Here is a 24,721-nt window from a genome sequence, read left to right as displayed (position 1 = left end):
AGTACTGTGATCGTCTGGGCGAGCGATGCGCCCACGCCCGAACGACAGGGGACGACGGGAAGGGGTGCTGTGCGCGACGAACTGGTGTGGATCGACTGTGAGATGACGGGGCTGGATCTGGCGACCGACCGGCTGATCGAGATCGCGGTGCTCGTGACCGACGCCGACCTCAATATCCTGGGCGAGGGCCTCGACGTCGTCATTCACACCGACGACGAGGCGTTGTCCTCGATGATCCCGGTGGTCACCGAGATGCACACCAAATCGGGGCTGATAGAGGAGGTCCGGGCCTCGTCCGTGGACGTCGCCGCGGCGGAGGAGATGGTCCTCGACTACATCCGCACGCACGTCAAACAGGCCAAGACCGCACCGCTGGCCGGCAACTCGATCGCCACCGACCGCGGCTTCATCGCCCGCGACATGGCCAAGCTCGACGAGTTTCTGCATTACCGGATGATCGACGTCAGCTCCATCAAGGAATTGTGCCGCCGCTGGTACCCAAGGATCTACTTCGGCCAGCCCGAAAAGGGGCTGGCCCACCGCGCACTGGCCGATATCCACGAGTCGATACGTGAGTTGCGCTACTACCGCCGCACCGCGTTCGTCCCCCCGCCCGGGCCGTCGACCAGCGAAATCGCGGCAATCGCGGGAGAGTTGGGAACGAACGGCGCCGACTCGAACGTTACCGATTCGGCCGCGGAGCGGTCGAGCGGATAGTATCGACGGCGCCGCAGCTTCGGCCGCGGCAATGGTGGCTGTAGTTCAGTTGGTAGAGCACCAGGTTGTGATCCTGGCTGTCGCGGGTTCGAGTCCCGTCAGCCACCCCGACGGGTCAGGGAGCGGATTTCCGCTCCCTGACCTTTTTGCGGCTCAGATGTTGGCGTTGCCGGCCTTCCACGTCTCCCACGGGATGTTCCAGTCCCCGAGGCCGTCGGTGCCCGGCAGCGTCGAACCGACCGAGTTGACCACCTCGACGATGTCACCGCGCTTGGAGTTGTTGTAGTACCACTGCCCGTTGCTGGTGCTGACGTTGACGCAGCCGTGGCTGACGTTGCTGTGGCCCTGGCTGCCCACCGACCACGGCGCCGCGTGCACGTAGATGCCGCTGTAGGAGATCTGGGTGGCCCAGTCCACCTCGGTGCGGTACCCGTTGGCCGAGTTGACCGGCACACCGTAGGTCGACGAGTCCATCACCATGTGCGCGCGCTTCTCGCCGACGATGTAGGTGCCGTTGTTGGTCGGCGTGCTGTTCTTGCCCATCGACACCGGCATCGTCTTGATGACCTCGCCGTTGCGCTTGACCGTCATCGTCTTGGTGTTGTCGTCGATCGTGGAGATGACCTCGTCGCCGATCGTGAAGTGCGTGGAGACGTTCTCCTGCCCGAACAACCCGTCGCCCAGATCCACCCCGTAGGTGTTGACCGAGACGTCAACCGTCGTACCGGGCTTCCAGTAATGGGCTGGGCGCCAACGAACCTCGCGGTTGTTCAGCCAGTAGAACGCGCCGTCGACGTGCGGCGTGGTCTTGATCTCGATCGCCCGCTGGGCGGCCAGCCGGTTCGGGATGTTCTCGTCGAACCGGATCGCGACCGGCTGACCGACGCCCACGACCTCACCATCGCTGGGCACCACGTAGGGCATCGTCAGGTTCTCCGGCGAGTGCGTTTCGAACGTCATCTGCCTGCTGGTGGCGCCACCGAGACCCATCGACTCCGCGGTCAGCGTGTAGCGCTTGTTGTAGCCCAGCGGTTCGGAGGTCGACCAGGTCAGCCCGTCTTGGCTCAGCTTGCCGTCCACGGTGCGGCCGTTCTCGTTCACCATCGTGACCGAGCCGAGCACGCCCGACTCCGCGCTGACCGTCACCGGGGCGTCGACGCTGACCCCCACTGCGCCGTCCTTGACCGAGGAAACCAGCTTGGGGATGAGCAAATCCCCGAAGGGGGTGCCCTTGTCGTCGATCACCTGGGGCTCCGGCGGCGCGGAGGTGCTGCTGCACGCAGACAGCCCCAACGCGACCACGGGGACAAGGGCAATGGCAGTCAGCCATGCACGACGTCGACGCGGACGGGTCACCGTCGGGACCTGCCACATTCTCTTTCCACCTCGCAAACAGGAACAACCGAGCAACGCTTCTTTAGCAACAGTGTATGGGCAAATTCGACTACGGGTCGCCTCGACGGGCTCGCCTGTGACCGTCTGCGCTCGGGATTTCACCCAGCGCCAGAGCGCCTGTTATTGTCGCACACGCGCGCCGTTAGCTCAGTTGGTAGAGCAGCTGACTCTTAATCAGCGGGTCCGGGGTTCGAAACCCTGACGGCGCACTCACCGCGGTCGATCTGTCGACCTCCATGGCGCGGCCCCGCCGGCCGGGGCGGCGCCTACCCTTCATGTGCCCGCCCGACGGGTAAACGTCTCCCCCACCTGCCTCGCAGCGGTGTGACCTGGGCTGACCAAATCGTTGCGGTTAACGCCGACGTAAATTACGCTCCCCGCTCAGTAGCTCAACCGAAGGCTGTGTGCTGGTGAAGGCATAAGCAAAGTTATGGCCGAAGTCACACGCCGCGCATAAGAGTTGCGGAGGGAACATGGTCGCCGCCTAAATTCCAGGTTTTAAGCTGCTAGAGGTGGATATCTCTGCTACAGTTTCGGTTAGCTGACCACAGGTTCACGGACCACAGGTGAGCAAGTTGCACAAAGGGATGGGGAATTAGCTGATGTCGCAGATGAGCGGATCGCTTACGGCTGGTGCCGGGGGTTCGCATGCTGGCGATGAGGTAACTGCGGACGGCCCCATCGCGGTGTACAACTGCAGTCGCATTGGTCGAGTCGCCAATCCGCCGACTTTTTCTTTCGCGGACTGGTTCCGCTCCGCGCGGCGCCGCGGCTGAGGGCGTCAGCCCTGCTTGATCCGACGTACCGTCAGCACGAGCAGCAACGCACCCACGCCGGCCAGCGACATCGCCACAGCCGGCTTCTTGACGAACCGCACGACGCCGGCCTTGAGATCCTCGGCCAGCCTGCTGGGGTTGGCCCGTTCGGCCAGAATGTCCACAGTCGACGCCAACTGATCACGTGCCTGATCGATGTCCCGCTTGATGGTGTCGGGATCGCGGTCTGCCACTTGCGCCTCCAAGCCGCCTGAGAAGTCGCCACTCCGCTTCGGAGCCTGTCGATCTACCCTAGAGCAGCCCGCGCTCACCGCAGCGCACCGGTCAACAAGAAGGGATGCTCAGGCGTGGCACAGACACCGCGACTCGAGGTCGGCGACAAAGCCCCCACGTTCAGCCTGCCGGATGCCGACGGCAACACCGTCAAGCTCAGCGACTACAAGGGCCGCAAGGTCATCGTCTACTTCTACCCGGCCGCGTCGACGCCCGGTTGCACCAAACAAGCCTGCGATTTCCGCGACAATCTCAGCGAGCTCAACGACGCCGGCATCGACGTCATCGGCATCTCACCGGACAAGCCGGAGAAGCTGGCGAAGTTTCGCGATGCGCAAAAGCTGACCTTCCCGCTGTTGTCGGATCCCGAGCGCAAGGTGCTCACCGCATGGGGTGCCTTCGGCGAGAAAACCATGTACGGCAAGACCGTTCAGGGCGTCATCCGCTCGACCTTCCTCGTCGACGAGAAGGGCAACATCGAGGCGGCCCAGTACAACGTCCGTGCTACCGGTCACGTCGCGAAGCTACGACGCGATCTGTCCGTCTGAGCCCAGCTTCGCCAGCAGCAGCGCCTCGGCGGTGGCCGCGCGCTCCAAGACCCCCAGGTGCAGGCTCTCGTTGACGCTGTGCGCTTGTGTCGCAGGGTCTTCCACGCCGGTCACCAGGATCTTGGCGTCCGGGAACGCCTCGGCGAACTCCGCGATGAACGGTATCGAGCCGCCCACACCGGTGTCGACGGCCTCGGCGCCCCACGCCTCGCGGAACGCCGCCCGGGCGGCGTCGTAGACCGGGCCGCTGGCGTCGATTGCGTAGGGCTGGCCGAGATCCCCGGGCGTGACGGTCACCTGCGCGCCCCACGGTGCGTTCTCTTCGAGGTGCCGCGTCAAGGCCGCCAGGTGTGCGCCGGCGTCACCGCCGGGGGCGACCCGCATGCTGATCTTCGCTTTGGCCCGCGGAATCAGCGTGTTCGACGACTTGTCGATCGACGTCGTGTCGATTCCGATCACCGTGATCGCCGGCTTGGCCCAAAGCCGTTGCGGCGCAGAGCCTGAGCCGATCTCAGAGACGCCATCGAGCAAGCCGGTCTCCTCGCGCACCCTCTCGGGTGGATAGTCGACATCGGACGCGGTCGCCTCGTGCAGTCCCGCAACCGCCACGTTGCCGTCGTCGTCGTGCAGGCTCGCCAACAACCGCACCAACACGCTCAGCGCGTCGGGCACCACACCGCCCCACAGCCCGGAGTGCAGGCCGTGATCGAGGGTGGCCACCTCGACGACGCAGTCGGCGAGCCCGCGCAGCGCGACCGTCAGCGACGGCACCTCGGTGCTCCAATTGTCGGAGTCGGCGATGACGATGACATCGGCGGCCAGTGTCTCGCGGTGGGCGGCCAGCAGCCGCGACAGTGACGGCGACCCGGATTCCTCCTCGCCTTCGACGAACACCGTCACCCCGACCGGCGGGTTACCGCCGTGGGCCCGAAACGCCGCCAGATGCGTTGCGATTCCGGCCTTGTCATCAGCGGTGCCGCGGCCGTAGAGCCGGCCGTCGCGCTCGGTCGGCTCGAACGGCGGCGAGTGCCATTGGGTGTGGTCGCCCTCGGGCTGGACGTCGTGGTGGGCGTACAGCAGCACGGTCGGCGCTCCGGGCGGCGCCGGATGACGCGCGATGACGGCAGGCGCGCCGCCCTCGCTGACGATCTGGAGGTCGCCGAACCCTGCGTCCGACAGCAGTTTCGCCACCGCGTCCGCGCTGCGGTGCACCTCCGGACGGCGGGCCGGATCGGCCCACACCGACTCGATACGCACCAGGTCCTCGAGGTCACGCCGTACCGACGGCAGCACCTCACGCACTCGTCGCACGAGATCGTCCATGCACTCGAGGTTAGTGGGTCCTCACCTGGGTGCGAGCGTGCGCAAACTCGCGCTCTTGCGTGGCGTGCCGGCCTCAGACACGCACGCTCGCGGAAAGGGGGCCTAGCGTTCTTCGAGGATGGCGACCGCCGCGGCGGTGTCGGCCTCGTGGGTCAGCGACAGATGGATCGTCACTTCCTTGAGATGCTCGGCGATCGCCCCGGTGAGCCGCACCTTGGGCCGGCCCCACATGTCGGTGATGACCTCGATGTCGCGGTGGATGCCCTCGGGCAACACCGGCCGCTTGGCGAACCGCGAACCCGACCACGCCTTGATGACGGCCTCCTTGGCCGCCCAGCGCGCGGCCAGGTGCCGCGCCGCCGACGAACTCTTGTCGGCGGCGTCGCGGCGCTCACCGGGGGTGAACGTCTCGGCGAACACCGTGCCCGGCTGGTCGACCTGCTCGGCGAACTCGGGGATGGACACCAGGTCGATCCCCACCCCGACTATTGCCATGGGCGCGACGTTATCTCACGGTGTCGGTGCCACATACACGTCGCCATCGCCGAGCCGCGACGCCGGGTTGAGCAGCATCTCGGCTTCCTGCCGCTTCTCGGGCGCGTCGGCGCCGAACCGGCGGTCGGCCGGCTTCTCGTACAGGGCCGGACCACCCGCGATCGCCGACGCCAACCGCAGTTGTCCCGCCAGCACCCGAGCGTTGGCCCGCTCGCGGTAGTCCTCCCGCTGCTGCGGGCTCAGCGCGGCGAGGAACGCCTGCGGATGCACCAGCGCCACCAGACCCGACACGTGTCCGAAGCCGAGGCTGGTCACCAAACCGGCCTTCAGCGGGAACCTTTCACCGAACCGCAGGGTGTCGCGGAGCCAGACCAGGTGCGCGGCGCCGGCGAGTTCGTCGTCGACGCAGTCCAGGCTGCGGTTGGGCGGGATCACCCCGTCGCGCAGGATCTGGCACAGGCCCATGATCTGGAACGCCGCGGCGCCGCCCTTGGAGTGGCCGGTCAGGCTCTTCTGCGACACCACGAACAGCGGTGCGCCCTCCGAACGGCCCAACGAGTCGGCGAGCCGTTCGTGCAACTCGGTCTCGTTGGGGTCGTTGGCCAGCGTCGAGGTGTCGTGCTTGCTCACCACGGCGATGTCGTCGGCGCCGACGCCCAGTTTGGCGAGCGAACGCGCCAGTTCGGACTGGCGCCCGCCGCGGCCCGCGCTGAGCGCGCCCATACCCGGGGCCGGGATCGACGTGTGCACGCCATCGGCGAAGGACGACACGTAGCCCACCACCGCCAGCACCGGCAGACCCATCTTCAGCGCCAGGTCGCCGCGGGCCAGCAGCACGGTGCCACCGCCCTGCCCCTCGACGAACCCGAGCCTGCGCCGATCGTTGGCCCGCGAGAACTTCGAGTCGCTGATGCCCTTGGCGCGCATCATCTCGGTGTCTGCGGTGGCCGACATGTCCCCGAAGCCGATGATGGCTTCCAGCGTCAGGTCGTCGTAACCACCGGCGACGACGAACTCGGCCTTACCCAACCGGATCTTGTCGGCGCCCTCCTCGACCGACACGGCCGCGGTGGCGCACGCGCCGACCGGGTGGATCATCGCGCCGTAGCTGCCGATGTAGGACTGCACGACGTGGCCCGCGTACACGTTGGGCAGCACTTCCTGCAGGATGTCGTTCGGCTTGTTCCTGCCCAGCAGGTTGCCGTGGTACATCGTCTGCATCGACGTCATACCGCCCATACCGGTGCCCTGCGTGCTGGCCACCAGGCTGGGATGCACCCACCGCATCAGTTCCGCCGGGGTGAACCCCGCCGACAGGAACGCGTCGACCGTGGTGACGAGGTTCCAGATCGCCAGCCGGTCAATGGAGTTCATCATCTCCTGGCTGACGCCGTAGACCATCGGGTTGAACCCGGTCGGGATCTGCGCGCCGACCGTGCGTGACAGCTTGGTCTTGCGCGGAACCCGGATCTCGGTGCCCGCCTTGCGGGTGACCTGCCAGTCGCCGCTGTCGGGCACCGGCGCGATGACGGTGTGCTCGGGATCGAACTGCACGAACGCCCTGGCCTCTTCCTCGCTGGACACCACGAACGTGAAGTCCTTGTCCAGGAAGACCGAAACCAGCAGCGGCGCAGCGTGATCGGGGTCGATCGCGCCGTCGTCGACGAACTCGCGGATGCCGACCCGTTCGACGACGGCGTCGTGGTAGCGCTCCACCAGCTCGCCCTCGTCGACGAGGTCACCGGTCTCGGTGTCGTACCAGCCGGGGGTCGGATCGTCCTCCCACTTGACCAGGCCGGTGGTCCACGCCAGCTCCAGCACACCGGCGGCCGACAGTTCGTTGTCGACCTCCATCTCGTAGCGGGTCCGAGACGAGCCGTACGGGCCCAGCTCGGCGCCGCCGACGATGACCACCAGATCGGCCGGGTCGACGTCGAGGTCGTCCCATGCGGGCGGCGGTGCCGGACGGTGACCGCGCGGCGGAGACGGCAGCGCCCTGATCATTCCGTGCTCTTCGGGCTCCTCCTCGGTCGACTCCGACACCATCTCGTCGCGGGCCTTGGCCGACAGCTCCGCGAGGTCGAGCTCGACGTCGGCCAGTCCGCCGGTGAGGTCGGCCTGCAGCGGTTCACGGGCGGCGGCCACCTTGGCTTCCATGCCGCACAGCTCGAGCAGCATGGCCGCCATCTGTTCGGTGGTGTAGGTGGTCACCCCGGCCTCTTCGACGGCGTCGACGATCGCGTCGTTGTGCCCCATCAGCCCGGTGCCCTTGGTCCAGCCGATCAGCGCGTGCGCCAACGAGACCCGTTGCGCCCACGACGTTTCGGCCTTCCAGCGGGAAACCAGAGCATCGAGCGAGGCCTTGGACTCGCCGTATGCGCCGTCGCCGCCGAACATGCCGCGGTTCGGCGAGCCTGGCAGCACGACGTGCAGCCGCGCGGCCACGTCGCGTTCGGCGCCGACGTGCGACAGCCCGCCGATCAGCCGCTGCACCGCCCACAGCAGCACCTTCATCTCCATCTCGGCGCGCGACCCGGCGTCGGAGAGGTCACCGGCCACCCGCGGCGCCGCGAACGGGAACAGCAGGGTCGGCGTCAGCGCATCCTTGAGGTGAATCGACTGCGGCCCAAGGCTTTCGGTCTGTTCGGTGCCGACCCAGGAGACCAGCGCGTCGATGTCGGTGTAGGACGCCATATTGGCGGGCACCACCCACAGCTTGGCGTCGAACCGGGCGTGGTCGCGGTACAGCGTGCGGTAGAACGCCAACCGGTCGTCGTCGAGCCTCGATGTCGTGGCGATCACCGTCGCCCCGCCGTCGAGGAGTTTGGCGACCACGGACGCGGCGATCGACCCCTTCGACGCGCCGGTCACCACCGCGACCTCGTCGTTGTAGCGGCCCTTACCGGGGTTCTCGGCGCCTGCGGCGGCGCGCCCGTACAGCGAGGCGTGGACGTTGCGGCCCGCCGCCAGCGCCTTGCCCTGCCACCAGGTGGCCTGCTTGCCGACGATGTGGCCGGTGCCCTCGAACCGCTCGGAGAGCCGCGCCCAGTCCGCGTCGACCTCGTCGTCGTCCATTAGCCACAGCTTGGCCAGATCCTCACGCGCGCTGGCCCAGCGGTCGTCGAACAGCACCGCCTTGCGGCCGTCGAACACCGGAGCCACCAAACGCGGCCAGTCCGAACCCAACTCGGCGCTGACCAGATCGATCAGCTCGGCATCGGTGGTCTCCGGCACGCTGACCGGAGTGTCCAGCCCGAGCTGGTTCAGGATCAGCCGGGCCGTCGAGGCAAGCACCCCGTCGGGGCCCGTCACCTGTGCGGCGAACTCGCCCAGCGCGGCCGAGTCGACCACGCCGCCTCCGGCCCCTGCGGCCGCCGCGGGCAGCGACACCGCGACACCCTGGCGCGCGCCCACCGCGGCGACGGCGGCGTCGATCACCTTGTCGACGGTCGCCGCGTCGGCGAGCGCGCCGTCGTGCAGACCGCCGAGGTCACCGCCACGCACGCTGGAACCCTCACGGGTACCCAGCGCGACCTCGACCGTGACGTGCTTGACCCAGCCGTCGCCGAGTTCCCAGGTCTTCTTGACCCGCTCGGCGATGTAGGCCGGACGCTTCCCGGACGGCCCGAGCACCGTTCGCAGCTGATCGTTGATCGCGTCGGAAAGCACTGGGCCGAACGGTTTGTAGGTGCGGGCCAGTTTGGTGACCTGGCCCTTGAGCCCGGCCAGGTCGGCCTCGGCGGCACCGTCGATGGCGCCGAGGTTCAGCTCTGACCCCAGGTCCACCAGCAACTGGTTGCGCCGCGACGACGCGCCGTCGGTGATGGACTCGATGGAGTCCAGCGGCTCGATCTGGTCGACGCGCATCTTCGCCGACAGCGCGATCAGCGCCATGGTGGCATCCGACGCGTCGTAGCCGAGGTCGTCGGGTCGCGGACCGCCCGACGGTGCCGCCGGGGCCGCGGGCGCCGCGGCGACCGGAGCCGCATCGACCGCTTCGACCGCCGGTGCCGGTGCGTCGTCGAATTCGACCTCCGGTTCGGGGTCGGTGTCGGTGGCGAACAGCACCGCGGCGTCACGCTCGGCGTTGAGCACCTCGGTGGTGTTGTGCGAATACTCCGGCAGCTTCAGCGTGTTCTGCGCCAGGCCGGCGACGGTCGGTGCGGACTTCACGCCGATCTCGACGAACCGCTCGACACCCAGGCCGCCCGCGGCCTCCTCGATGAACAACAGGTCCTGGGTCTCGATCCAGCGCACCGGGCTGGCGAACTGCCAGGCCAGCAACTCGATCACGACCTTGCGGCACAACTCGGCGGGCCGCTCGTTACGCCAGGTGTCGTAGTCGGCCAGGATCTCGTCGAGCGGTTCGGCCGGAACCAGTTCCCGGATCTCTTCGATGAAGTCGCGGTCGAGCGTGAACGGCCGCGGCACCAGGTTCGGGATGTAGCGCCCGACAACGAGTTCCGGATCCGTCTCGTCGGGCATCACCCGTTCCAGCGCACGCCGGAAGTCGTTGACGCCGATGCGCAGCACCGAGGAGTGGAACGGCACGTCGATACCCGGCACCAGGATGAAGGAGCGCTTCCCGCCGCTGAGCTCGCGGCGCTTCTCGACTTCCTCCTCCAGGGCCTCCAGGCCGGCGACGGTGCCGGCGATCGCATACTGCGAACCGCGCAGGTTGTAGTTCACGATCTGAAGAAATTCGCCTGTGCGCTGCGAGATTTCGTCGATGAAGGCGCCGACGTCGGCGTCGTCGAGGTCGATCTGGGACGGCCGGATGGCCGCCATCCGGTAGTCCGAGCGGCCCTGCGCGTCGCGCGGGACGATGTCGTGCATCTTGGAGCCGCGGTGAAAGACCGCTTCCAGCAGGCCTTCGAGCTTGTACACGCCGATGACGCACGCCAGCGCGGTGTACTCACCGACCGAGTGGCCGCAGGCGATCGCGCCTTCGACGAACGCGCCCTGCTCGCGCATCTCGGCGACCTGGGCCGCGGCCACCGTCGCCATCGCAACCTGGGTGAACTGGGTCAGGTAGAGCACACCCTCGGGATGGTGGTAGTGCACACCGGAAGCGATCAGGCTGGTCGGGTTGTCGCGCACCACATGCAGCACCGAGAAGCCGAGCACGTCGCGGGTGAATTTGTCGGCGCTGTCCCAGATCTTGCGGGCGGCCTTGGAGCGTGCCCGCACCTCCATCCCCATGCCCTTGGACTGGATGCCCTGGCCGGGGAAGGCGTAGACGGTCTTGGGCGCCGCCAGCTGCGCGGTCGCCGACATCACCAGCTCGTTGCCGACACGTGCGGCGACCTCGATCACCTCGGCACCACGGTCGATGCCGACGCGGTCGACGCGGAACTCGATCTCGTCGCCGGGCAGCACCATGCCCAAAAACCGGGAGGTCCAGCCCACCAGGCGCGCGGGCGGGGTGGCCCGGCCGTCGGTCGCGGTGACGACGTGCTGGGCCGCCGCCGACAGCCACATCCCGTGCACGATCGGGGTTTTGAGCCCGGCCAGCAGCGCGGCCGCCCGGTCGGTGTGGATCGGGTTGTGGTCACCGGAGACCACCGCGAACGCGCTCATGTCGGTCGGGGCGGTGACGGTGACGTCGCGGCGACGGCGCCGCGGCGTGTCGGTCGCGTTGTCGGTCATCGCGCCGCCGGCGCGCGGCGGATCGGCCAGTTCGGCCGCGCCGGTGCGCCCGCGGATCGCGAACCGCTCCTCCAGCCGGGCCAGCACGGTGCCGTCGCCGTCGGCGATGCTGACGCCGACCGGGATGACGCGCCCGTACTCGGTGTCATAGGCCTCAGAAACCGTTGCGGTGACGGTCAATTCAGCCGTGGTCTTGGGCATCGGCGCGAGCAGGTGCGCGGCGTGGTCGAGGTGCACGAGGTTCAGCAGGCCTTCGACGACGGGGAAACCTTCCTCGCTGGTGGCCGATCCGATGACCGCGAACACGGCGGGCCAGCAGTGCCCCACCAACGCATCGGGCACCAACGTGAGACCGGGGGCCAACGGCGCACCGAACGTCGCGGTGACCCCCGTGTGGTCGGCGACCTGCTCGGGGTCCCAGCCCACAGTCACCGTCGCGGTGTTGCCGTCGACCGGAGGCAGCGCATCGGGGGTGCGCGCGCCCGCGGCGATCGCGAGAACCGAACGCATCGCCGCCGATGCGTCCTCGACGGTGACGACCGGCATACCGCCGTTGACCGTGCAGGACGGCAGCGTGAACCGGATGTTGATCCAGATGTCGGAGAGCGGAACGCTCAGCGTGACGCCGTCGGCGCCGAGTTCGAGCCGGGCGCCGGTGGAAGCGTGTGTGGCGCTGGGCTTTCCGGGTACATCATTGACCTGCCACTCGTCGGGCGGGCCGATGCGGTGCACCGGGTTGATGGCCGTGCGCCCGGCCCACAACACGTCCGGCGAGTCGAGCACGACCGCGAGCGGACCGCTGATGTCGGCGCGCGCGAAGCGACGCGACACCACCGGTACGGGGTGGCCGTCGGTGGCGAGCGCCTGATCGATCGCGGCCTGCTCGAAGCGGTCCAGCAGGTCACCCACCGGTTCGTCGACGCGGGTGATGCCGGCCACCGCCTGGGTGCCCGGGATGATGCACACCTGCTCGGCCGCATACCGCGCGTCGTGCGCCTGCCACAGCGAGTCGCTGCGCCACCAACGCCGCACGTCCTTGTCGATGACGGGCACGAAGTTCACCGGCTTACCCGGGGTCTTGCACAGCGTGATGAAGAACGGCACGTCGGCGGGATGCAGCTTGAGGGTCTCGGCCTCTGGGTAGCGCGCCAGCAGCGCGGCGATCGCCTGCTGCGGATCCTCCAGCAGCGCAGCATCATCGAAGAGCGTTTCGATCGTTCCGGAGTCCTGCGGATGCAGTCGGGCCTCGGCGCGGTGCAGCATGTCTGCGAAGCGGTCGCGCCAGGTGTCGGCCAGCCACGGGCTGCCCGGCGCCGCAGTGTCGGCGGTGCTGTCGCCGTCGCCGATCGTGAGCTCGACGTAGCGCTGAAGCCACTGCAGGTAGGTCATTTCGCCCACGTCGCCGAAGTAGGGCTTGCAGGTGGCGGCCATCGCCGCAATCAGCTCGTCGCGTCGGGCCGCCACTGCGTCGGCGTCACCGGCGACCTCGTCGAGCAGCCGGCCGCAGCGCGATGCCGCGTTATCGATCTCGTGGATGTCGGCGCCGAGCTGGCTGCGCGAGGAGGCCATGCCGCCCTGGGCTTTTCCGGCGCTGATCCAGTGCTCGGTGCCGGTCGTCTCGACGAGCATCTGCTTGACCGCCGGGGAGGTGGTGGCCTCCAGCGTCGCCATCGCCGCGGTGCCGACCAGGATGCCGTCGACGGGCATGGGCGGGAAGTTGTAGGCCTTGGCCCAGTCGCCGAACAGGTATTCGGCGGCCCGCTCGGGGGTGCCGATACCGCCACCGACGCAGACCGTGATGTTGGGTCGCTTGCGCAGGTCGGCGTAGGTGTCCAGGAGCAGGTCGTCGAGGTCTTCCCACGAGTGGTGCCCGCCTGCGCGGCCGCCCTCGATGTGCACGATGACGTCCTTGCCGGGCACCTCGGCGGCGATGTTGATCACCGATTTGATCTGGTCGACGGTGCCGGGTTTGAACACCACGTGGCTGATGCCCACGGTGTTGAGTTCGTCGATGAGGTCGACGGCTTCGGCGAGTTCGGGGATACCCGCGCTGACGACGACACCGTCGATCGGTGCACCGGACTGACGGGCCCTCTGCACCAACCGCTTTCCGCCGAGTTGCAGCTTCCACAGGTACGGGTCGAGGAACAGGGAGTTGAACTGCACGGCACGGCCGGGTTCGAGCAGGGCGGTCAGCTCGGCGATGCGGTCGGAGAAGATCTCCTCGGTGACCTGACCGCCGCCGGCCAGCTCCGCCCAGTGCCCGGCGTTGGCAGCCGCGGCGACGATTCTGGCGTCGACGGTCGTCGGCGTCATGCCGGCGAGCAGGATGGGCGAGCGCCCCGTCAACCGGGTGAACTTCGTCGACAGCTTCACCGAGCCGTCGGGCAGCGAAACGGTGCTCGGCGCGAAGCTCGACCAGGCCGGCGGCACCTCGGGTTCGGCGCCGACGGTGAACAGGTTGCGCTGACCGACCCGGGTCGCCGCAGGCACCAGACCGATGCCGAGCCCCCGCACGATCGGCGCGGTCACCCGTGTCGCGGTGTCGCTGGGGCCGAGGTCGACGATCCACTTCGCTCCCGCGTCATGCAGGCGCTCGACTTCGGCCACCCAGTCGATGGGCCGCACGAAGATCGACTCGGTCATCTCGTGGGCCAGCTCGGCGTCGATTCCACACTTGGCGGCCCAGCGGTCGACGAGCTCGACACCGTCGGCCAGCCGTGGCGTGTGGAAGCCCACCTCGACCTGCACGCCGTGAAACACCGGTGAGAACACGGCGCCGCCGCGGACCTTGCTCTTGCGTTCGGCTTCTTCCTTTTCGGTGATCTTCGCGCAGTACAGCTCGAAGCGGCCGAGTTGTTCGGGCGTGCCGGTGATGACGACCGAACGTCTGCCGTTGCGGATCGAGAGCACCGGCGGCAGCACCGTGCGAACGTCCTGGGAGAACTCCTCGAGCAGTTCGGCGATGCGGTCGGGATCGACGTTGGTCACCGACACCATCGGGGACTTGTCGCCGCGGCCGACCATGCCGCGGCGCCGCGAGATCAGCGAGCCCGCCGCGCCGATCAGCTGCAGCAGCGCCAGCAGTTCGGCGTCCCTGGCGCCGTTGGCACGCAGCGACTCACAGGCCATCAGGCCCTGGGAGTGCCCGGCCATCGCCACCGGAGGCCTGCCCTGCAGATCCAGGCCCTGACGGGTGAGCGCACGAATGGCGGCCATCTGGGTCAGCAGGATGCCCGGGCCCGAGATCGCGGCGGTGATCAACTGCTTGTTGGTGGGCAACGGCTCTTCGGCGGCCAACGCCCGCACCCACTTCATGGGTTCGAAACCGATGGGACGCACCACGACCAGCTCCCGGGCCACCGGTTCGAGCAGCAGCTCGGCCTCCCCGACCACCTCGCTGAGCTCGGACTCGATACCGGCCGAGCTGACGAGCTCTTCGAGATTTTCCAGCCAGGAGCCGCCCTGGCCGCCGAACGCCACGGCATAGGGTTCGCCGGCGTTGAGCCGATCAACGAGGGCGTGCGTACCGGCAAGGACGGCTGCGCCCTGCGTCTTGCTGTCGGTGGGCGCCCCGCGCTGCTCGTTGATCGTCACGTCTTGTCGTCTCCTCGGTCCCGCGTTACTGCTCGTCGTGTGTGGCCGTCGGCCGGGGTGTTTAGGTGGCTGTCGCGCGTCGGCGCAGCTCTGCGATTCGGCGTTGAATCCCGACTGGTCTGGGTCTGTTGGCCAGACGAATCCGCGACCGTACGCGCGGACCTGTCCAGCCGTACTAAGAGTGTCATAAGAACGTGGCAATTTTGGCCGCTGAAATGGTTACTGGCGAGTTCTACGCTTTAGTAACCGTGACTTCGGTAACGCGCGGTTCTGCGCGGGCCGAAGGCTTCTGGGACAAACGTCCTGCATGTAGGTGGTTACGGTGGAGTAAGGACAATTTCCCTGATCAAGGCAGTATTGTTATCGAATCGTTATCTAAGAATTTTCGGCCCTTCCGACCAGCGGGATCGGAGTCGCGGAAGGCGACAACGCGACCGGAATTGTCCACGCCGTCACAGCAGCCACCCAAGATCGTTTGCTGGAGTTACTTACTCTTCGGTAAGGTTTCGCCCCCTCGCCCGGCGCGTGGTTTGAGGACGTGGTCGATGTCCGCGCCGGCACCTCCCACTGCGACGCCCGGCGTCGGGTTTGCCGTACCGGTAGGAGGCGCGTCCCGCTACGCGGGGGGTTTCCGCTGTCGGCGCAGCGCCTTGTCCAGCTCACCGGCCACCACCCGGCGCCACATATCGCGGTAATCCCGGACCACCCTGCTCATCTCCTGAGGCTCCGGTGTCTCGGTACCGAACCGGTCGGCCACACATTCGTCGAGCACCGCGGCAAGTTCGTCTGCCATACCGGCGATCGCGGGCCGTGCCGTTTCGTAGATCCGCAGCAGCGCACGAACGTAGGGAAGGTGATCGGAGCTGCCGGCGATCACGTCGCCGATAGTGGGATCGGTGAGCACGACGGCGCCGTCGATGAGCTGGGCCAGCCCGTATTCGACCAGCCGCCGCGCCTCGTCGCCGTCGGGATCGATGTCGATGCCGCCCGACGCGTCGGACCGGCCTTCATCGGCGGCGTCGGCGGCGGGCGGGCCGAGCACGGCGCGTTGAATGCCCAGGATGTCGGCCAGATCCGCACCTTGGCGCATGCTCGTGAAGAATTCGGCGATGTGCGCCGAGTTGTAACCGCGACGATGCAGCTGGTTGATCGTGCGCAACTGCGACAGGTGGTAGTCGTCGTAGAACGCCGACCGTCCCACCCGGCGCGGCGGATCGAGCAAGCCGCGTTCGCGGTAGGCGCGGATGTTGCGGGCGCTGACGCCTGAAATCCGCGCAAGCTCTTCGAGTCGGTACTCAGCCAACCCGGATTCTCCCCGCCGCGCGCGGGGTGCACGCCGATTCGGCACCACCACGAATCATGCGACCACTGTAACCGCGATTAGGTAGGTGTGAGCGAAGTCAGCCATACCTCCGACTTCTTTGCTAGCTGTTGTTTGCAAGAGCAGCTAGCAGTATTTATTGGCAGTCACCGTCCGTTGCGCACTGTGCAGGTGCTCAACTTTCAGCCAACTTCGAGCTACCTCGCGGCGGGCCGGGAAACTGAGCTCCTCACCACACGATTGGCGCCGACAGTCGGCGTTACGCAACGATGGTCCGGGCAGACATCACACCGATGGGTCAGCGAGGTTCGTTGTGCGTCCCTGGATCGTCTGGGCCACCGGACTGTTCGCATACATCGTCGCCGTGCTGGACCGCACGACGTTGGGTGTTTCCGGCCTGGAAGCCGCCAACCGGTTTCAGGCCAGCCCGAGCGTGCTGTCCACGTTCGTCGTCTTGCAGGTGGTCGTCTACGCCTGTGCCCAGGTCCCCGCCGGCGTGCTGCTGGACCGCTTCGGCTCCAAGACCCTGATCATCGCGGGTGCCACGCTGATGGCCTCGGGCCAGTTCGCGCTGGCGTTCACCGAGTCGCTGCCTGCCGCCATCGGCGCTCGGGCGGTGCTCGGTCTCGGTGATGCCGTCACGTTCATCTCGGTGCTGCGGCTGGTACCTCACTGGTTCAAACCGCGCCAGGTCCCGTTGGTGACCCAGCTGACCGGCATCTGCGGGCAACTGGGCCAAGTGCTCTCCGCCGTCCCGTTCTTCGCGCTGCTCCAGGCCCAGGGGTGGACGACGGCCTACGCCTCGGTGGCGGCGCTGGGCGTGGTATCGATCATCTTGACGCTGCTGCTCGTGAAGAACACCCCCCACGGCAACGTCGTCAAGGTCGAGACGGCCTCCGTAGTCGAAACCCTGGCGAGCGTGAAAACCGTGTGGTTGCGGCCGGGCACCCGGTTGGGTTTCTTCACCCATATGGGCACGCAGTTTTCGGTGACGGTTTTCGCGCTGATGTGGGGCGTTCCCTACCTCACGGTCGGCCAGGGCGTCTCCGCAGGCACCGCGGGGGCGTTGTTGACGATCTCGGTTGCCGCCGCCATCTGGTCGGGGATCGCGATCGGAATCTTCACCGGTCGACACCCGCACCGTCGCTCACGGCTGGTGCTGGTGATCATCGCCAGCAACGCCCTGATCTGGTCGATCGTGCTGGCCCTGCCCGACCGTGCGCCCCTGTGGTTGTTGATCACGTTGGTGGTCGTGATCTCGGTCGGCGGACCGGGTTCGATGGTCGGCTTCGACTTCGCGCGCACCTTCAACCCGAGCGCCACCTTGGGCACCGCACAGGGGATGGTCAACATGGGCGGGTTCGCCGCCTCGCTGTTGGTGATGCAGACGATGGGCCTCATCCTCGACGCTGCCGGGGGCTTCTCGTTCGAATCGTTCCGGCTCGCCTGGACCGTCCAGTACGCGATCTGGGTGATGGCCGTCGTCGGCATCCTGATCACCCGGCGTAAGGCCCGCCGCCTGATGGGCCTCGAGGGCGCCGCACCCGAACTGATGCGGCAACGACTGCTACTCGAGACGCTGGACGTCAACCCGCCCGGCCGCGACTAGCGGTTGCGCGACGTCGCGCGCCGATTGGCCTTCTTGATGGCCGCGACCAATTCGTCCTTGTTCATGTTGGAGCGGCCCGAAATGTCCAGGCGCCGCGCGACATCCACGAGGTGCTTCTTCGATGCATTGGCGTCCACACCCTCAGCGGTCTTCCCCTTGGCGTTGGGTCCCCCACTGCGCGCCCGCTGGTCCGACGGCCCCTTCTTGGACTTCGGTTCCCAATGGTCGCCGACCTTTTCGTAGCTGTGCTTGAGCGCGCTGTAGGCGACCCGGTGGGCGCGCTGGCCTTCGCCGTACTCCTTGACCGCCGCATCGTGCGCCTTGGCGAAGGTGCGCTGCGCCTTGGCGTCCGACTTCTTCAGGGTGCTCGGCAACTCGCTTTTGCGAGCGCTTCCGCTCTTCGTTGTCTTCGGCATGATGGACCTCCTCGCTGCACTACTCGTCTTGGTGTTACGTCCAAGGGCCGCCTACCGGGTTCCCGGGCGTTCGCTCACTAAACGTGCTAACCAAGCGACCGAGCGAGGGCTCATGCCGAAAAGACGCGTAGCGGACTACGCGTGTGCGCGCCGGCCACCGGTTTCACGATCAAAACGTGGACCAGTACTCACTGCACCTGCTCGGTGGGTTCGCCGTGCAAACAGCCGACCGCACGGTGGACCTGCCGCCGGCCTGTCAACGGCTCGTCGCGCTGCTGGCATTGAAACGCCGGCCGATGCACCGCCTGTGGGTGTGCGCCACGCTGTGGCCGCACACGCAGACCCGCAAGGCTGTCGCGAGTCTGCGATCGGCCGTGTGGCGGCTGCGGCCGGTGGGCGCCGACACGCTCGTCGCGCAGGATTGCCAGTACGTCGCGCTCGCCGAGGGCGTGTCGGTCGACTGGCACCGTGCGGTCGACCTGATGGAGCGGCTGCGCGGTGGTGCGGTCGAATCGCAGTTGGTGGCCGAGCTGCTGCCGCTTCTGCGGGCCGGAGAGCTGCTGGACAATTGGGCCGAGCAGTGGGTGCGCCCCGAGCGCAGCCGCTATCACGCGATGCGGAAGAGCGTCGTCGAGACGCTGGGTCACGGCGCCGAAAAGCCGACGTCACACCATCAGCGCAACACGATCCGCTCGGTGCACACCGGGCGCCCCGTGACCCGACGCCATATCGACTCCGGCGATCCGAGGCAACCGTGAGCGCCGTGCTGATGGTCAGCGTCGCGCTCGGCGTGCCGCTGGTCGCGGTCGGCCTGTATGACCTGCAGGTCCGGCTCGAACAGTGGGATCACGACCGCCACGCAGAAGACTGACGCACCGCAGTGCCAAGATACGAGGATGCGTGTGTTGTCGGAGCCCTATGCCGTTGCGGTGGTGCTGGCCGCCGGCCTGGGTTCGCGGGTCGGCGCCGACGGCAACAAGGCCTACCTGCAGGTGGGTGGCCGCGCCATGGTGGCCTGGTCGTTGGACACCCTGACACGGGTAGCCGACGTCGCACGGATCGTGCTGGTGTACCGGCAGGGTGAGCGCGACCTCGCCGAGGACACGGTGGCGGATGAACTACCCACTGCCGCAGTGGAGTTCGTCGAGGGCGGGGCAAGCCGACACGCATCCGAGTTCAACGTGTTGCGCTACCTGGCCGCCGACATCGAGTCCGGGGCGATCGACGTGGTGCTGATCCACGACGCCGCCCGTCCGGTCGCAGGCCCCGCCATGTTCGTCACCGCGGTGTCGGTCGCCCGCGAGTTCGGCGGCGCGGTGCCGGCGTTGCCCCTGCCCGACGCGGTGAGCGCCGCCGGCCGTCTCGAGGCGTCACGCCGCACCCAGACGCTGCTCCGGGTCCAGACCCCGCAGGCGTTTCGGGCCGCTGCCCTGCTGCAGGCGTACCGGGTTGCCGACGGCCAGCGGTTCGAAGGCACCGACACATCGTCGTGCATCGAGGCGTTCACCGACCTGGAAGTGCGCACCTTCACCGGCGAACAACGCAACATCAAGGTGACCTACGCCCGCGATATCGCTGTCGCCGGACGCCTTCTCGCGGGCCCGGTCAGCTCGAATCGTGGTGCCGGCTCGCGATGACGGCCTCGAAGAACGCGGCGTCGGCGGGCAGAGCAGCGCGGAAGCCGTCGGGGTCACCGGCGACGACGGTGATTGGCACGCCGGCGCGGTCGGCCTCCTCGATCTCATCGAAGTGCTCGGTTGTGCGACGCGAAAGTAGTTGAGCCAGTTGCTCGACGGCGAAGCCGCGCGGGTATTGCGCGGTCGCCAGCGTTGACCGATCCACCGTGGCGATCACCGAACCGCTTGCGTCGACGGCCTTGACGCTGTCGGTGACCGGCAGTGTCGGCACCACGACACCGTCGGCCAAGCCTGCGATCACCCGGTCGCGCACCTCCGGCGACACCAGTGGTTGCCGGATGTCGCCGACCAGCACATGCGTCGTCGAGAGCTCATGCTCCCGAAGGTATTCCAACCCTGCGCTCAGACACTGCGCCCGGGTGCCGGACATGCCCGTCGCGGCGACTGCGACCGCCAAAAGCCCGCTGTCGGCAAGCGCGGCGTGCACGTCGGCGACAAGCGGTTCGGCTGCCGCCACCACAACCCGGGCCGGTTCGGCGACCGCGCCGAGCAAGACATCCACGACCCGCACCAGGGGCGGCTGCCCGGCCAGCGGCAGAAAGGCGGACGCGGCGTTCTGTGCGACCGAATCCGGCAGCGGCACAATCGCCGAGAGCTTCACCGCCGCGGTACCCTAGACTGGGTCGAACTGCGCGATCAGCCAGCGGCCGTCGATCTTTTCCATGCCGACCTTGACGCTGCTGGCGGCGAACGCGCCGTCGGGGTTCTCCTTGCTGGTCGTCACCTGGTTGACGAACACGAGCACTTCAGCGGAGCCCGGCTGCATTTCGGCGACCGCCGCTCGAACCACCGCCGCCGACGTCTTGACGTTCTTCTCCATGGCGGCGGGCCGTACGATCTGGTCGGTGAACTGCGTGTAGTAGTCGAGGAACTCACCGGTGAGGTTCGACTTCGCCGCCGCGAAATCCTCGTCGAGGCTGTCCGGTGAGTACGACAGCATCGCAACGGTGCCGTTCTTGGCGGCCTCCAACACGACGTTTTCGGCCGCCTCATCGGTCTGCTGCATGGGCCGGTACAAGGTGAAGTAGATCCCCGCGGCCGCGCCCGCTGACGCGACGAGCGCGATGACGACCAGGATGACGCCCAGATGGCGCCGCACGGCGCGCATCAAGCGCCGGAACGGACCGGGCTCGGCGACCTTCGCGTCCGCGCTGGTCTCCTCGGTGTCCTCAACGGTCTCGCTTGTCGGCGCGGTGATCTCGACGGCCTCGCTGGTCTCATCCACGGTCACGGTACGAACTCGACTTTCGACATCTTGATCTGGTCGCCGTCGCGCTGAAGGTCGACCGACAGCCGCCACGCGCGTGGCTCCTGTTGGGCGCCTGCGGCGTTGGTCACCCGCGACGTGGCGGCAACCAGCACCACGGCCGAGTCCTGGCTCATCGTCTCCACCGCGGTGGAGTTCACCGTGACATCGGTGACCACCTTCGAGTCCTGGGCCACCTGGACGAAATCCTTCGCCTGGGCCTCGAAGTCCGTCCGGAACTGGCCGGTCGAGTTGTCGATGATGCGCTGCACGTCGGCTTCGGCGTTGTTGAAGTCCAGCGACATCAACGTCACGACGCTCTGCCGACCCGCTGCGGCGTATTCCGCCTCCAACTTCTGGACGTCGCTGGCCTCGCGGTGCTGCCACACCATGTAGCCGCTGGCCGCCAGCAGCGCACCCGTGCAGAGAATGGCCAACGACATCGCGACCGCCTTGAGGATGCGGCCCCAGCGGCGAGGCGATCGGGCGGTTTCCCCAGCGTCGTCGGAGGCGGCGTCGACGGTGGCCTCAGCGGGTTCCTCGTCGGAGTCGGTCTGCTCGGCCTCCTCGGCCTCCTCGGCGGCTTTGGCCTCCTCGGCTTCCTGGCGCATCCGGATCTCGCGTGCCCTCGCGCGCGCCGCCTCGGCGGCGGCCTCCGCCTCGGCCGCCTGCGCCTCGGCCTCCTCGGCGAGCGTCAGCGCCTTGGCCGTCTCCGACCCGCCCTCGGGGGTCGTCGGCTCTTCGATGCGATCAGTGTCGCCCGCCGGCTTTCGGCGTCTCAATGACGGCACGGCGACCTCCTCATTCTTTACACGCACCACTGCTGAAATGCGGTTATCCGGTTCTGGGTATCGCCGCGACGATACCCCTATTACGGGCTGTGCTTGCGCTCAGCCGCTGTTGTCCTGAAGGCGGTCCTTCATCACCTTGCCGGTGGCGTTCATCGGCAGTTCGTCGAGGAACTCTACATATCGCGGCACCTTGAAGCCCGCCATTCTTTCGCGGCTCCACGCGATCAGGTCCTCGGCACTCACCGCGCCGGTGCCATCCTTGCGCACGACGAACGCCTTGCCCACCTGACCCAACCGCTCATCGGGAACCCCGATCACCGCGGCCTGTACGACCCCGGGATGCTCCAGCAGAAAGCCCTCGATCTCGGCGGGATAGGCATTGAAGCCGCCGACGATGAACATGTCCTTCTTGCGGCCGACGATGCGCAGACGCCCAGAATCGGTGAACTCGCCGAGGTCGCCGGTGTGCAGGTAGCCGTCGGCGTCGATCGTTTCCGCGGTCGCGACCGGGTCGTCGAGGTAGCCCTGCATGACGCCGTAGCCGCGTACGAGCACCTCGCCGTCGTCGGCGACGCGCACCTCGACGCCCTCGCACGGCAACCCGGCGGTGGTGGCGACGTCCTCGAACGAATCGCCTGGGCGCGACAGCGTGACGTTTCCGGTCTCGGTCAGGCCATATCCGGTCATCAGCGTCTGGAACGGAAGCTCGTCGTGGATGCGGCGAACCAGTTCCACCGGAATGTCAGCGGCCCCGGTGACGGCCGCCCGCAACGTCGCGAGCCTGTCCTTGTCGTCGACGGCGAGCAGGGAGTGATACAGCGTCGGTGGGCCGGGCAGCATGGTGATCCGTTCGCGCTCGACGAGGTCGACGACCCGGTCGATGTCGAACGCCGCGACCGGCACCATCGTCGCGCCACGCAGGAACGACGCCACCAGGCCGGCCTTGAGCCCGAAAGTGTGGAAGTACGGATTGATCATCAGGTAGCGGTCGCCCTCGCGCAGGTCGGCGAGCGTCGCCCACTCCTCGTACATCCGCAGCGTCTGCAGGTGGTTCATCTTCGCGCCCTTGGGCCTGCCCGTCGTGCCGGAAGTGAAGATGATGTCGGCGATATCGGTGCCGTCGACGCCCTCGCATACGAAAGGTTCACCGCTGGACAAGAAGTCGGATTTCAAATCGATCACGGGCGGACGCCGGCCAGGCGTCGAAATAGGCACTGAATAGTCCAGGCCGAGGAAATCTTTTTGCACCAGAACGACTTTGGCACCGCTGCGGCCGATGATGTCGGCGGCTTCCTCCGATTTGAACCGGGTGTTGACCGGGACCAGCACTCCGCCCGCGGTCAGCAGGCCGAAGGCCGCGATGATCCATTCCGCGGAGTTTGGCGCCCAGATCGCCGCCGGCTCACCTTTGCCGATGCCGGCTTCAGCGAATGCCCCTGCCGCACAACGGATCCGTTGCACCAGATCGGCGTAGGACAAGCGCAGCGGACCGTCGACAACCGCTTCCGCGTCGCCGAAGCGGTCCGCTGCGCTCAAGACCATCTCACTGATGGTCTCCCAGCGTTCGTATGTCACACGGTGACGAGGCGGCCGAGGTTACCGCCCATGATCTTGGCCTGATCCTCCACCGACAGGTGCTCGAGCGCGGTCACGTAGTGGGTGGGTTCGGCCAGGCCTTCCGGGTGGGGCCAGTCCGAGCCGTACAGCACCTGCTCGACGCCGATCAGGTTGATCAGGTCGTCGATGCCCTCCTCGTAGAAGGGGCTGACGTGGATGCGGTTCTTGATCTCCTCGATCGGGTTGCCGGGAAACGCCTCTGGCGCCTTCTTGTACACCTCGGCCATCGAGTCCAGCAGCGGGAACATCCATTTCGACCCGGCTTCGACGATCCCGACCTTCAGCTTGGGATGCCGGAACAGCGCACCGTGAATCACCCAGGAGGCCACCGCGTCTTGGATCGGGCGCCACTCGTTGAGGATCGACATGGCGTTCGTCTGGAACGGCAGCATCTCCTGGGCGGCGCCGTCCCACTCGGAGGTATAGCGCGAGTAGCCGCTGTCCGAGGAGTGCATGCCGATGAACACGTCGTACTCGACGCACTTCTCCCAGAACGGGTCGAACTCCGGCAGCGCGAACGAACGCGGTCCGCGGAAGCCGGGCACCGGCGCCGGACGGATCAGGATGGCGCGGGCACCGCGCTTGACGCACCACTCCAGTTCCTCGATCGCCTTCTCGACGATCGGCAGGGTGATCACCGGGGTGGTGAAGATGCGGTTCTTGTAGTTAAAGCCCCACACCTCGTCGAGCCACTGGTTCAGCGAGTGGATCAGGACGTGGATCGCGACCGGATCGTCGCGCAACCGCTCCTCGATCAGGCTGGCCAGGGTCGGAAACATCAGCGAGCGGTCGATGCCGAGTTCGTCCATCAATTCCAGGCGCGGGCCGGGTTCGAAGAAGGCGGGGATCGACCTCATCGGCTCGCCGAACAGCTCACGCTTGCTCTTGCCGTCGGGGTTGCCGAACTTGAAGTACTCCTCCCACGCGCCCGGCTTGGCGACCACCGAGAAGGTGGGGTTGGGGATGTAGTTGCTGATCTGACCGCGGATCGCGATCTTGGTCCGGCCGTTGACCTCGACGTACTGGACGACGTCCTGGTAGTCCTTCGGCAGGTACTTGGTCATCGCCTCCGGCGGTTCGTAGAGATGGTTGTCCGCATCGAACAGCGGAAACGGGATGTCGACCCGGTGCGAAAGTTGTCCCACGGAACACTCCTTTTCTTCTTACGAGAATCCTATTCTCATTGGCGTTCGGTTTGCAACGACCTCTGCGGGGTGCGGCGGTCGCCCATTCAGTTCGCGAGCGTTACAC

At 67.3% G+C, this 24,721-nt stretch carries 17 protein-coding genes and 2 tRNA genes; 7 read left to right on the top strand and 12 right to left on the bottom strand.

Translation table 11 applies throughout. From position 1 onward, the window contains the following. Positions 1 to 69 precede the first annotated feature (69 nt). Both orn and ABQE93_RS16140 read left to right on the top strand, forming a co-directional pair. Complete coding sequence (gene orn, locus ABQE93_RS16145) at positions 70 to 717, top strand: oligoribonuclease (RefSeq protein ID WP_448408972.1); 648 nt, start codon at positions 70 to 72, stop codon at positions 715 to 717. 34 nt (positions 718 to 751) lie between these two features. Further along, a tRNA-His gene (locus ABQE93_RS16140) sits at positions 752 to 824 on the top strand. Positions 825 to 870: 46 nt separating this feature from the next. Here ABQE93_RS16140 and ABQE93_RS16135 read toward each other — a convergent pair. Next, positions 871 to 2,091 (bottom strand): L,D-transpeptidase, encoded by a 1,221-nt coding sequence (locus tag ABQE93_RS16135; RefSeq protein WP_448408974.1) that lies wholly within the window; start codon positions 2,089 to 2,091, stop codon positions 871 to 873. Positions 2,092 to 2,248: 157 nt separating this feature from the next. Between ABQE93_RS16135 and ABQE93_RS16130 the strand changes: the two genes are divergently transcribed. Then, positions 2,249 to 2,321, top strand: a tRNA-Lys gene (locus ABQE93_RS16130). 572 nt (positions 2,322 to 2,893) lie between these two features. Here the strand turns inward: ABQE93_RS16130 and ABQE93_RS16125 are convergent. Next, on the bottom strand, positions 2,894 to 3,121 hold the full coding sequence (locus ABQE93_RS16125) for a DUF3618 domain-containing protein (protein ID WP_448408976.1): 228 nt from the start codon (positions 3,119 to 3,121) through the stop codon (positions 2,894 to 2,896). Positions 3,122 to 3,235: 114 nt separating this feature from the next. On the opposite strand from ABQE93_RS16125, the gene bcp reads away from it, so the two are divergent. After that, positions 3,236 to 3,709 (top strand): thioredoxin-dependent thiol peroxidase, encoded by a 474-nt coding sequence (gene bcp / locus ABQE93_RS16120; RefSeq protein ID WP_448408977.1) that lies wholly within the window; start codon positions 3,236 to 3,238, stop codon positions 3,707 to 3,709. On the opposite strand, the gene ABQE93_RS16115 is transcribed toward bcp, so the two are convergent. The 4 genes from ABQE93_RS16115 to ABQE93_RS16100 all read right to left on the bottom strand — a co-directional run bounded on the left by ABQE93_RS16115 (position 3,686) and on the right by ABQE93_RS16100 (position 16,076). Further along, positions 3,686 to 5,032: a dipeptidase gene (locus tag ABQE93_RS16115; RefSeq protein ID WP_448408979.1), complete on the bottom strand. Its 1,347-nt coding sequence runs from the start codon at positions 5,030 to 5,032 to the stop codon at positions 3,686 to 3,688. The two genes, bcp and ABQE93_RS16115, sit on opposite strands and share 24 nt — an antisense overlap. 102 nt (positions 5,033 to 5,134) lie before the next feature. Then, positions 5,135 to 5,527 (bottom strand): holo-ACP synthase AcpS, encoded by a 393-nt coding sequence (gene acpS, locus ABQE93_RS16110; RefSeq protein WP_448395499.1) that lies wholly within the window; start codon positions 5,525 to 5,527, stop codon positions 5,135 to 5,137. A 15-nt stretch (positions 5,528 to 5,542) separates the two neighbouring features. Then, on the bottom strand, positions 5,543 to 14,773 hold the full coding sequence (locus ABQE93_RS16105; protein ID WP_448408981.1) for a fatty acid synthase subunit beta domain-containing protein: 9,231 nt from the start codon (positions 14,771 to 14,773) through the stop codon (positions 5,543 to 5,545). A gap of 616 nt (positions 14,774 to 15,389) precedes the next feature. Beyond that, complete coding sequence (locus ABQE93_RS16100) at positions 15,390 to 16,076, bottom strand: MerR family transcriptional regulator (RefSeq protein ID WP_448408982.1); 687 nt, start codon at positions 16,074 to 16,076, stop codon at positions 15,390 to 15,392. A 331-nt stretch (positions 16,077 to 16,407) separates the two neighbouring features. On the opposite strand from ABQE93_RS16100, the gene ABQE93_RS16095 reads away from it, so the two are divergent. Further along, positions 16,408 to 17,703 (top strand): MFS transporter, encoded by a 1,296-nt coding sequence (locus tag ABQE93_RS16095; protein ID WP_448408983.1) that lies wholly within the window; start codon positions 16,408 to 16,410, stop codon positions 17,701 to 17,703. On the opposite strand, the gene ABQE93_RS16090 is transcribed toward ABQE93_RS16095, so the two are convergent. Beyond that, positions 17,700 to 18,119, bottom strand: a complete 420-nt coding sequence (locus tag ABQE93_RS16090; protein WP_448408986.1) for a ChaB family protein — start codon at positions 18,117 to 18,119, stop codon at positions 17,700 to 17,702. The genes ABQE93_RS16095 and ABQE93_RS16090 overlap by 4 nt on opposite strands. A gap of 176 nt (positions 18,120 to 18,295) precedes the next feature. Here ABQE93_RS16090 and ABQE93_RS16085 point away from each other — a divergent pair, with 176 nt between their 5' ends. Both ABQE93_RS16085 and ABQE93_RS16080 read left to right on the top strand, forming a co-directional pair. Next, a complete protein-coding gene (locus ABQE93_RS16085) occupies positions 18,296 to 18,877 on the top strand; it encodes an AfsR/SARP family transcriptional regulator (protein ID WP_448408987.1) in 582 nt (193 codons plus the stop codon). 138 nt (positions 18,878 to 19,015) lie between these two features. Beyond that, complete coding sequence (locus tag ABQE93_RS16080; protein WP_448408988.1) at positions 19,016 to 19,756, top strand: IspD/TarI family cytidylyltransferase; 741 nt, start codon at positions 19,016 to 19,018, stop codon at positions 19,754 to 19,756. On the opposite strand, the gene ABQE93_RS16075 is transcribed toward ABQE93_RS16080, so the two are convergent. The 5 genes from ABQE93_RS16075 to ABQE93_RS16055 form a co-directional block, all read right to left on the bottom strand. After that, entirely contained in the window at positions 19,725 to 20,417 is a 693-nt protein-coding gene (locus tag ABQE93_RS16075; RefSeq protein ID WP_448408989.1) for an IspD/TarI family cytidylyltransferase, read from the bottom strand. The two genes, ABQE93_RS16080 and ABQE93_RS16075, sit on opposite strands and share 32 nt — an antisense overlap. 12 nt (positions 20,418 to 20,429) lie before the next feature. Continuing rightward, a complete protein-coding gene (locus tag ABQE93_RS16070; RefSeq protein ID WP_448408990.1) occupies positions 20,430 to 21,047 on the bottom strand; it encodes an Rv1363c family protein in 618 nt (205 codons plus the stop codon). Next, positions 21,044 to 21,853, bottom strand: coding sequence for an Rv1363c family protein (locus ABQE93_RS16065; RefSeq protein ID WP_448408991.1), 810 nt, complete (start codon positions 21,851 to 21,853; stop codon positions 21,044 to 21,046). Before ABQE93_RS16065 ends, ABQE93_RS16070 begins: the two co-directional genes overlap by 4 nt. A 99-nt stretch (positions 21,854 to 21,952) precedes the next feature. Then, positions 21,953 to 23,428, bottom strand: a complete 1,476-nt coding sequence (locus ABQE93_RS16060; protein WP_448408992.1) for a FadD3 family acyl-CoA ligase — start codon at positions 23,426 to 23,428, stop codon at positions 21,953 to 21,955. Next, positions 23,425 to 24,615 carry an amidohydrolase family protein gene (locus tag ABQE93_RS16055; protein WP_448408993.1) on the bottom strand — a complete coding sequence of 397 codons (1,191 nt, stop codon included), beginning with the start codon at positions 24,613 to 24,615 and terminating at the stop codon, positions 23,425 to 23,427. The genes ABQE93_RS16060 and ABQE93_RS16055 overlap by 4 nt, the downstream gene beginning before the upstream one ends. Positions 24,616 to 24,721: the final 106 nt, after the last annotated feature.

The organism is Mycolicibacterium sp. XJ662 (assembly GCF_053484035.1).
Note: the sequence above shows the minus strand (reverse complement) of the source record. Positions and strands in the feature narration are given on the sequence as shown.

Excerpts from the sequence above, each read along its gene's own strand:
- ABQE93_RS16135 (WP_448408974.1), bottom strand. The coding sequence starts at position 2,091 with ATGTGGCAGGTCCCGACGGTGACCCGTCCGCGTCGACGTCGTGCATGG.
- ABQE93_RS16115 (WP_448408979.1), bottom strand. The coding sequence starts at position 5,032 with ATGGACGATCTCGTGCGACGAGTGCGTGAGGTGCTGCCGTCGGTACGG.
- acpS (WP_448395499.1), bottom strand. The coding sequence starts at position 5,527 with ATGGCAATAGTCGGGGTGGGGATCGACCTGGTGTCCATCCCCGAGTTC.
- ABQE93_RS16090 (WP_448408986.1), bottom strand. The coding sequence starts at position 18,119 with ATGCCGAAGACAACGAAGAGCGGAAGCGCTCGCAAAAGCGAGTTGCCG.
- ABQE93_RS16080 (WP_448408988.1), top strand. The coding sequence starts at position 19,016 with ATGCGTGTGTTGTCGGAGCCCTATGCCGTTGCGGTGGTGCTGGCCGCC.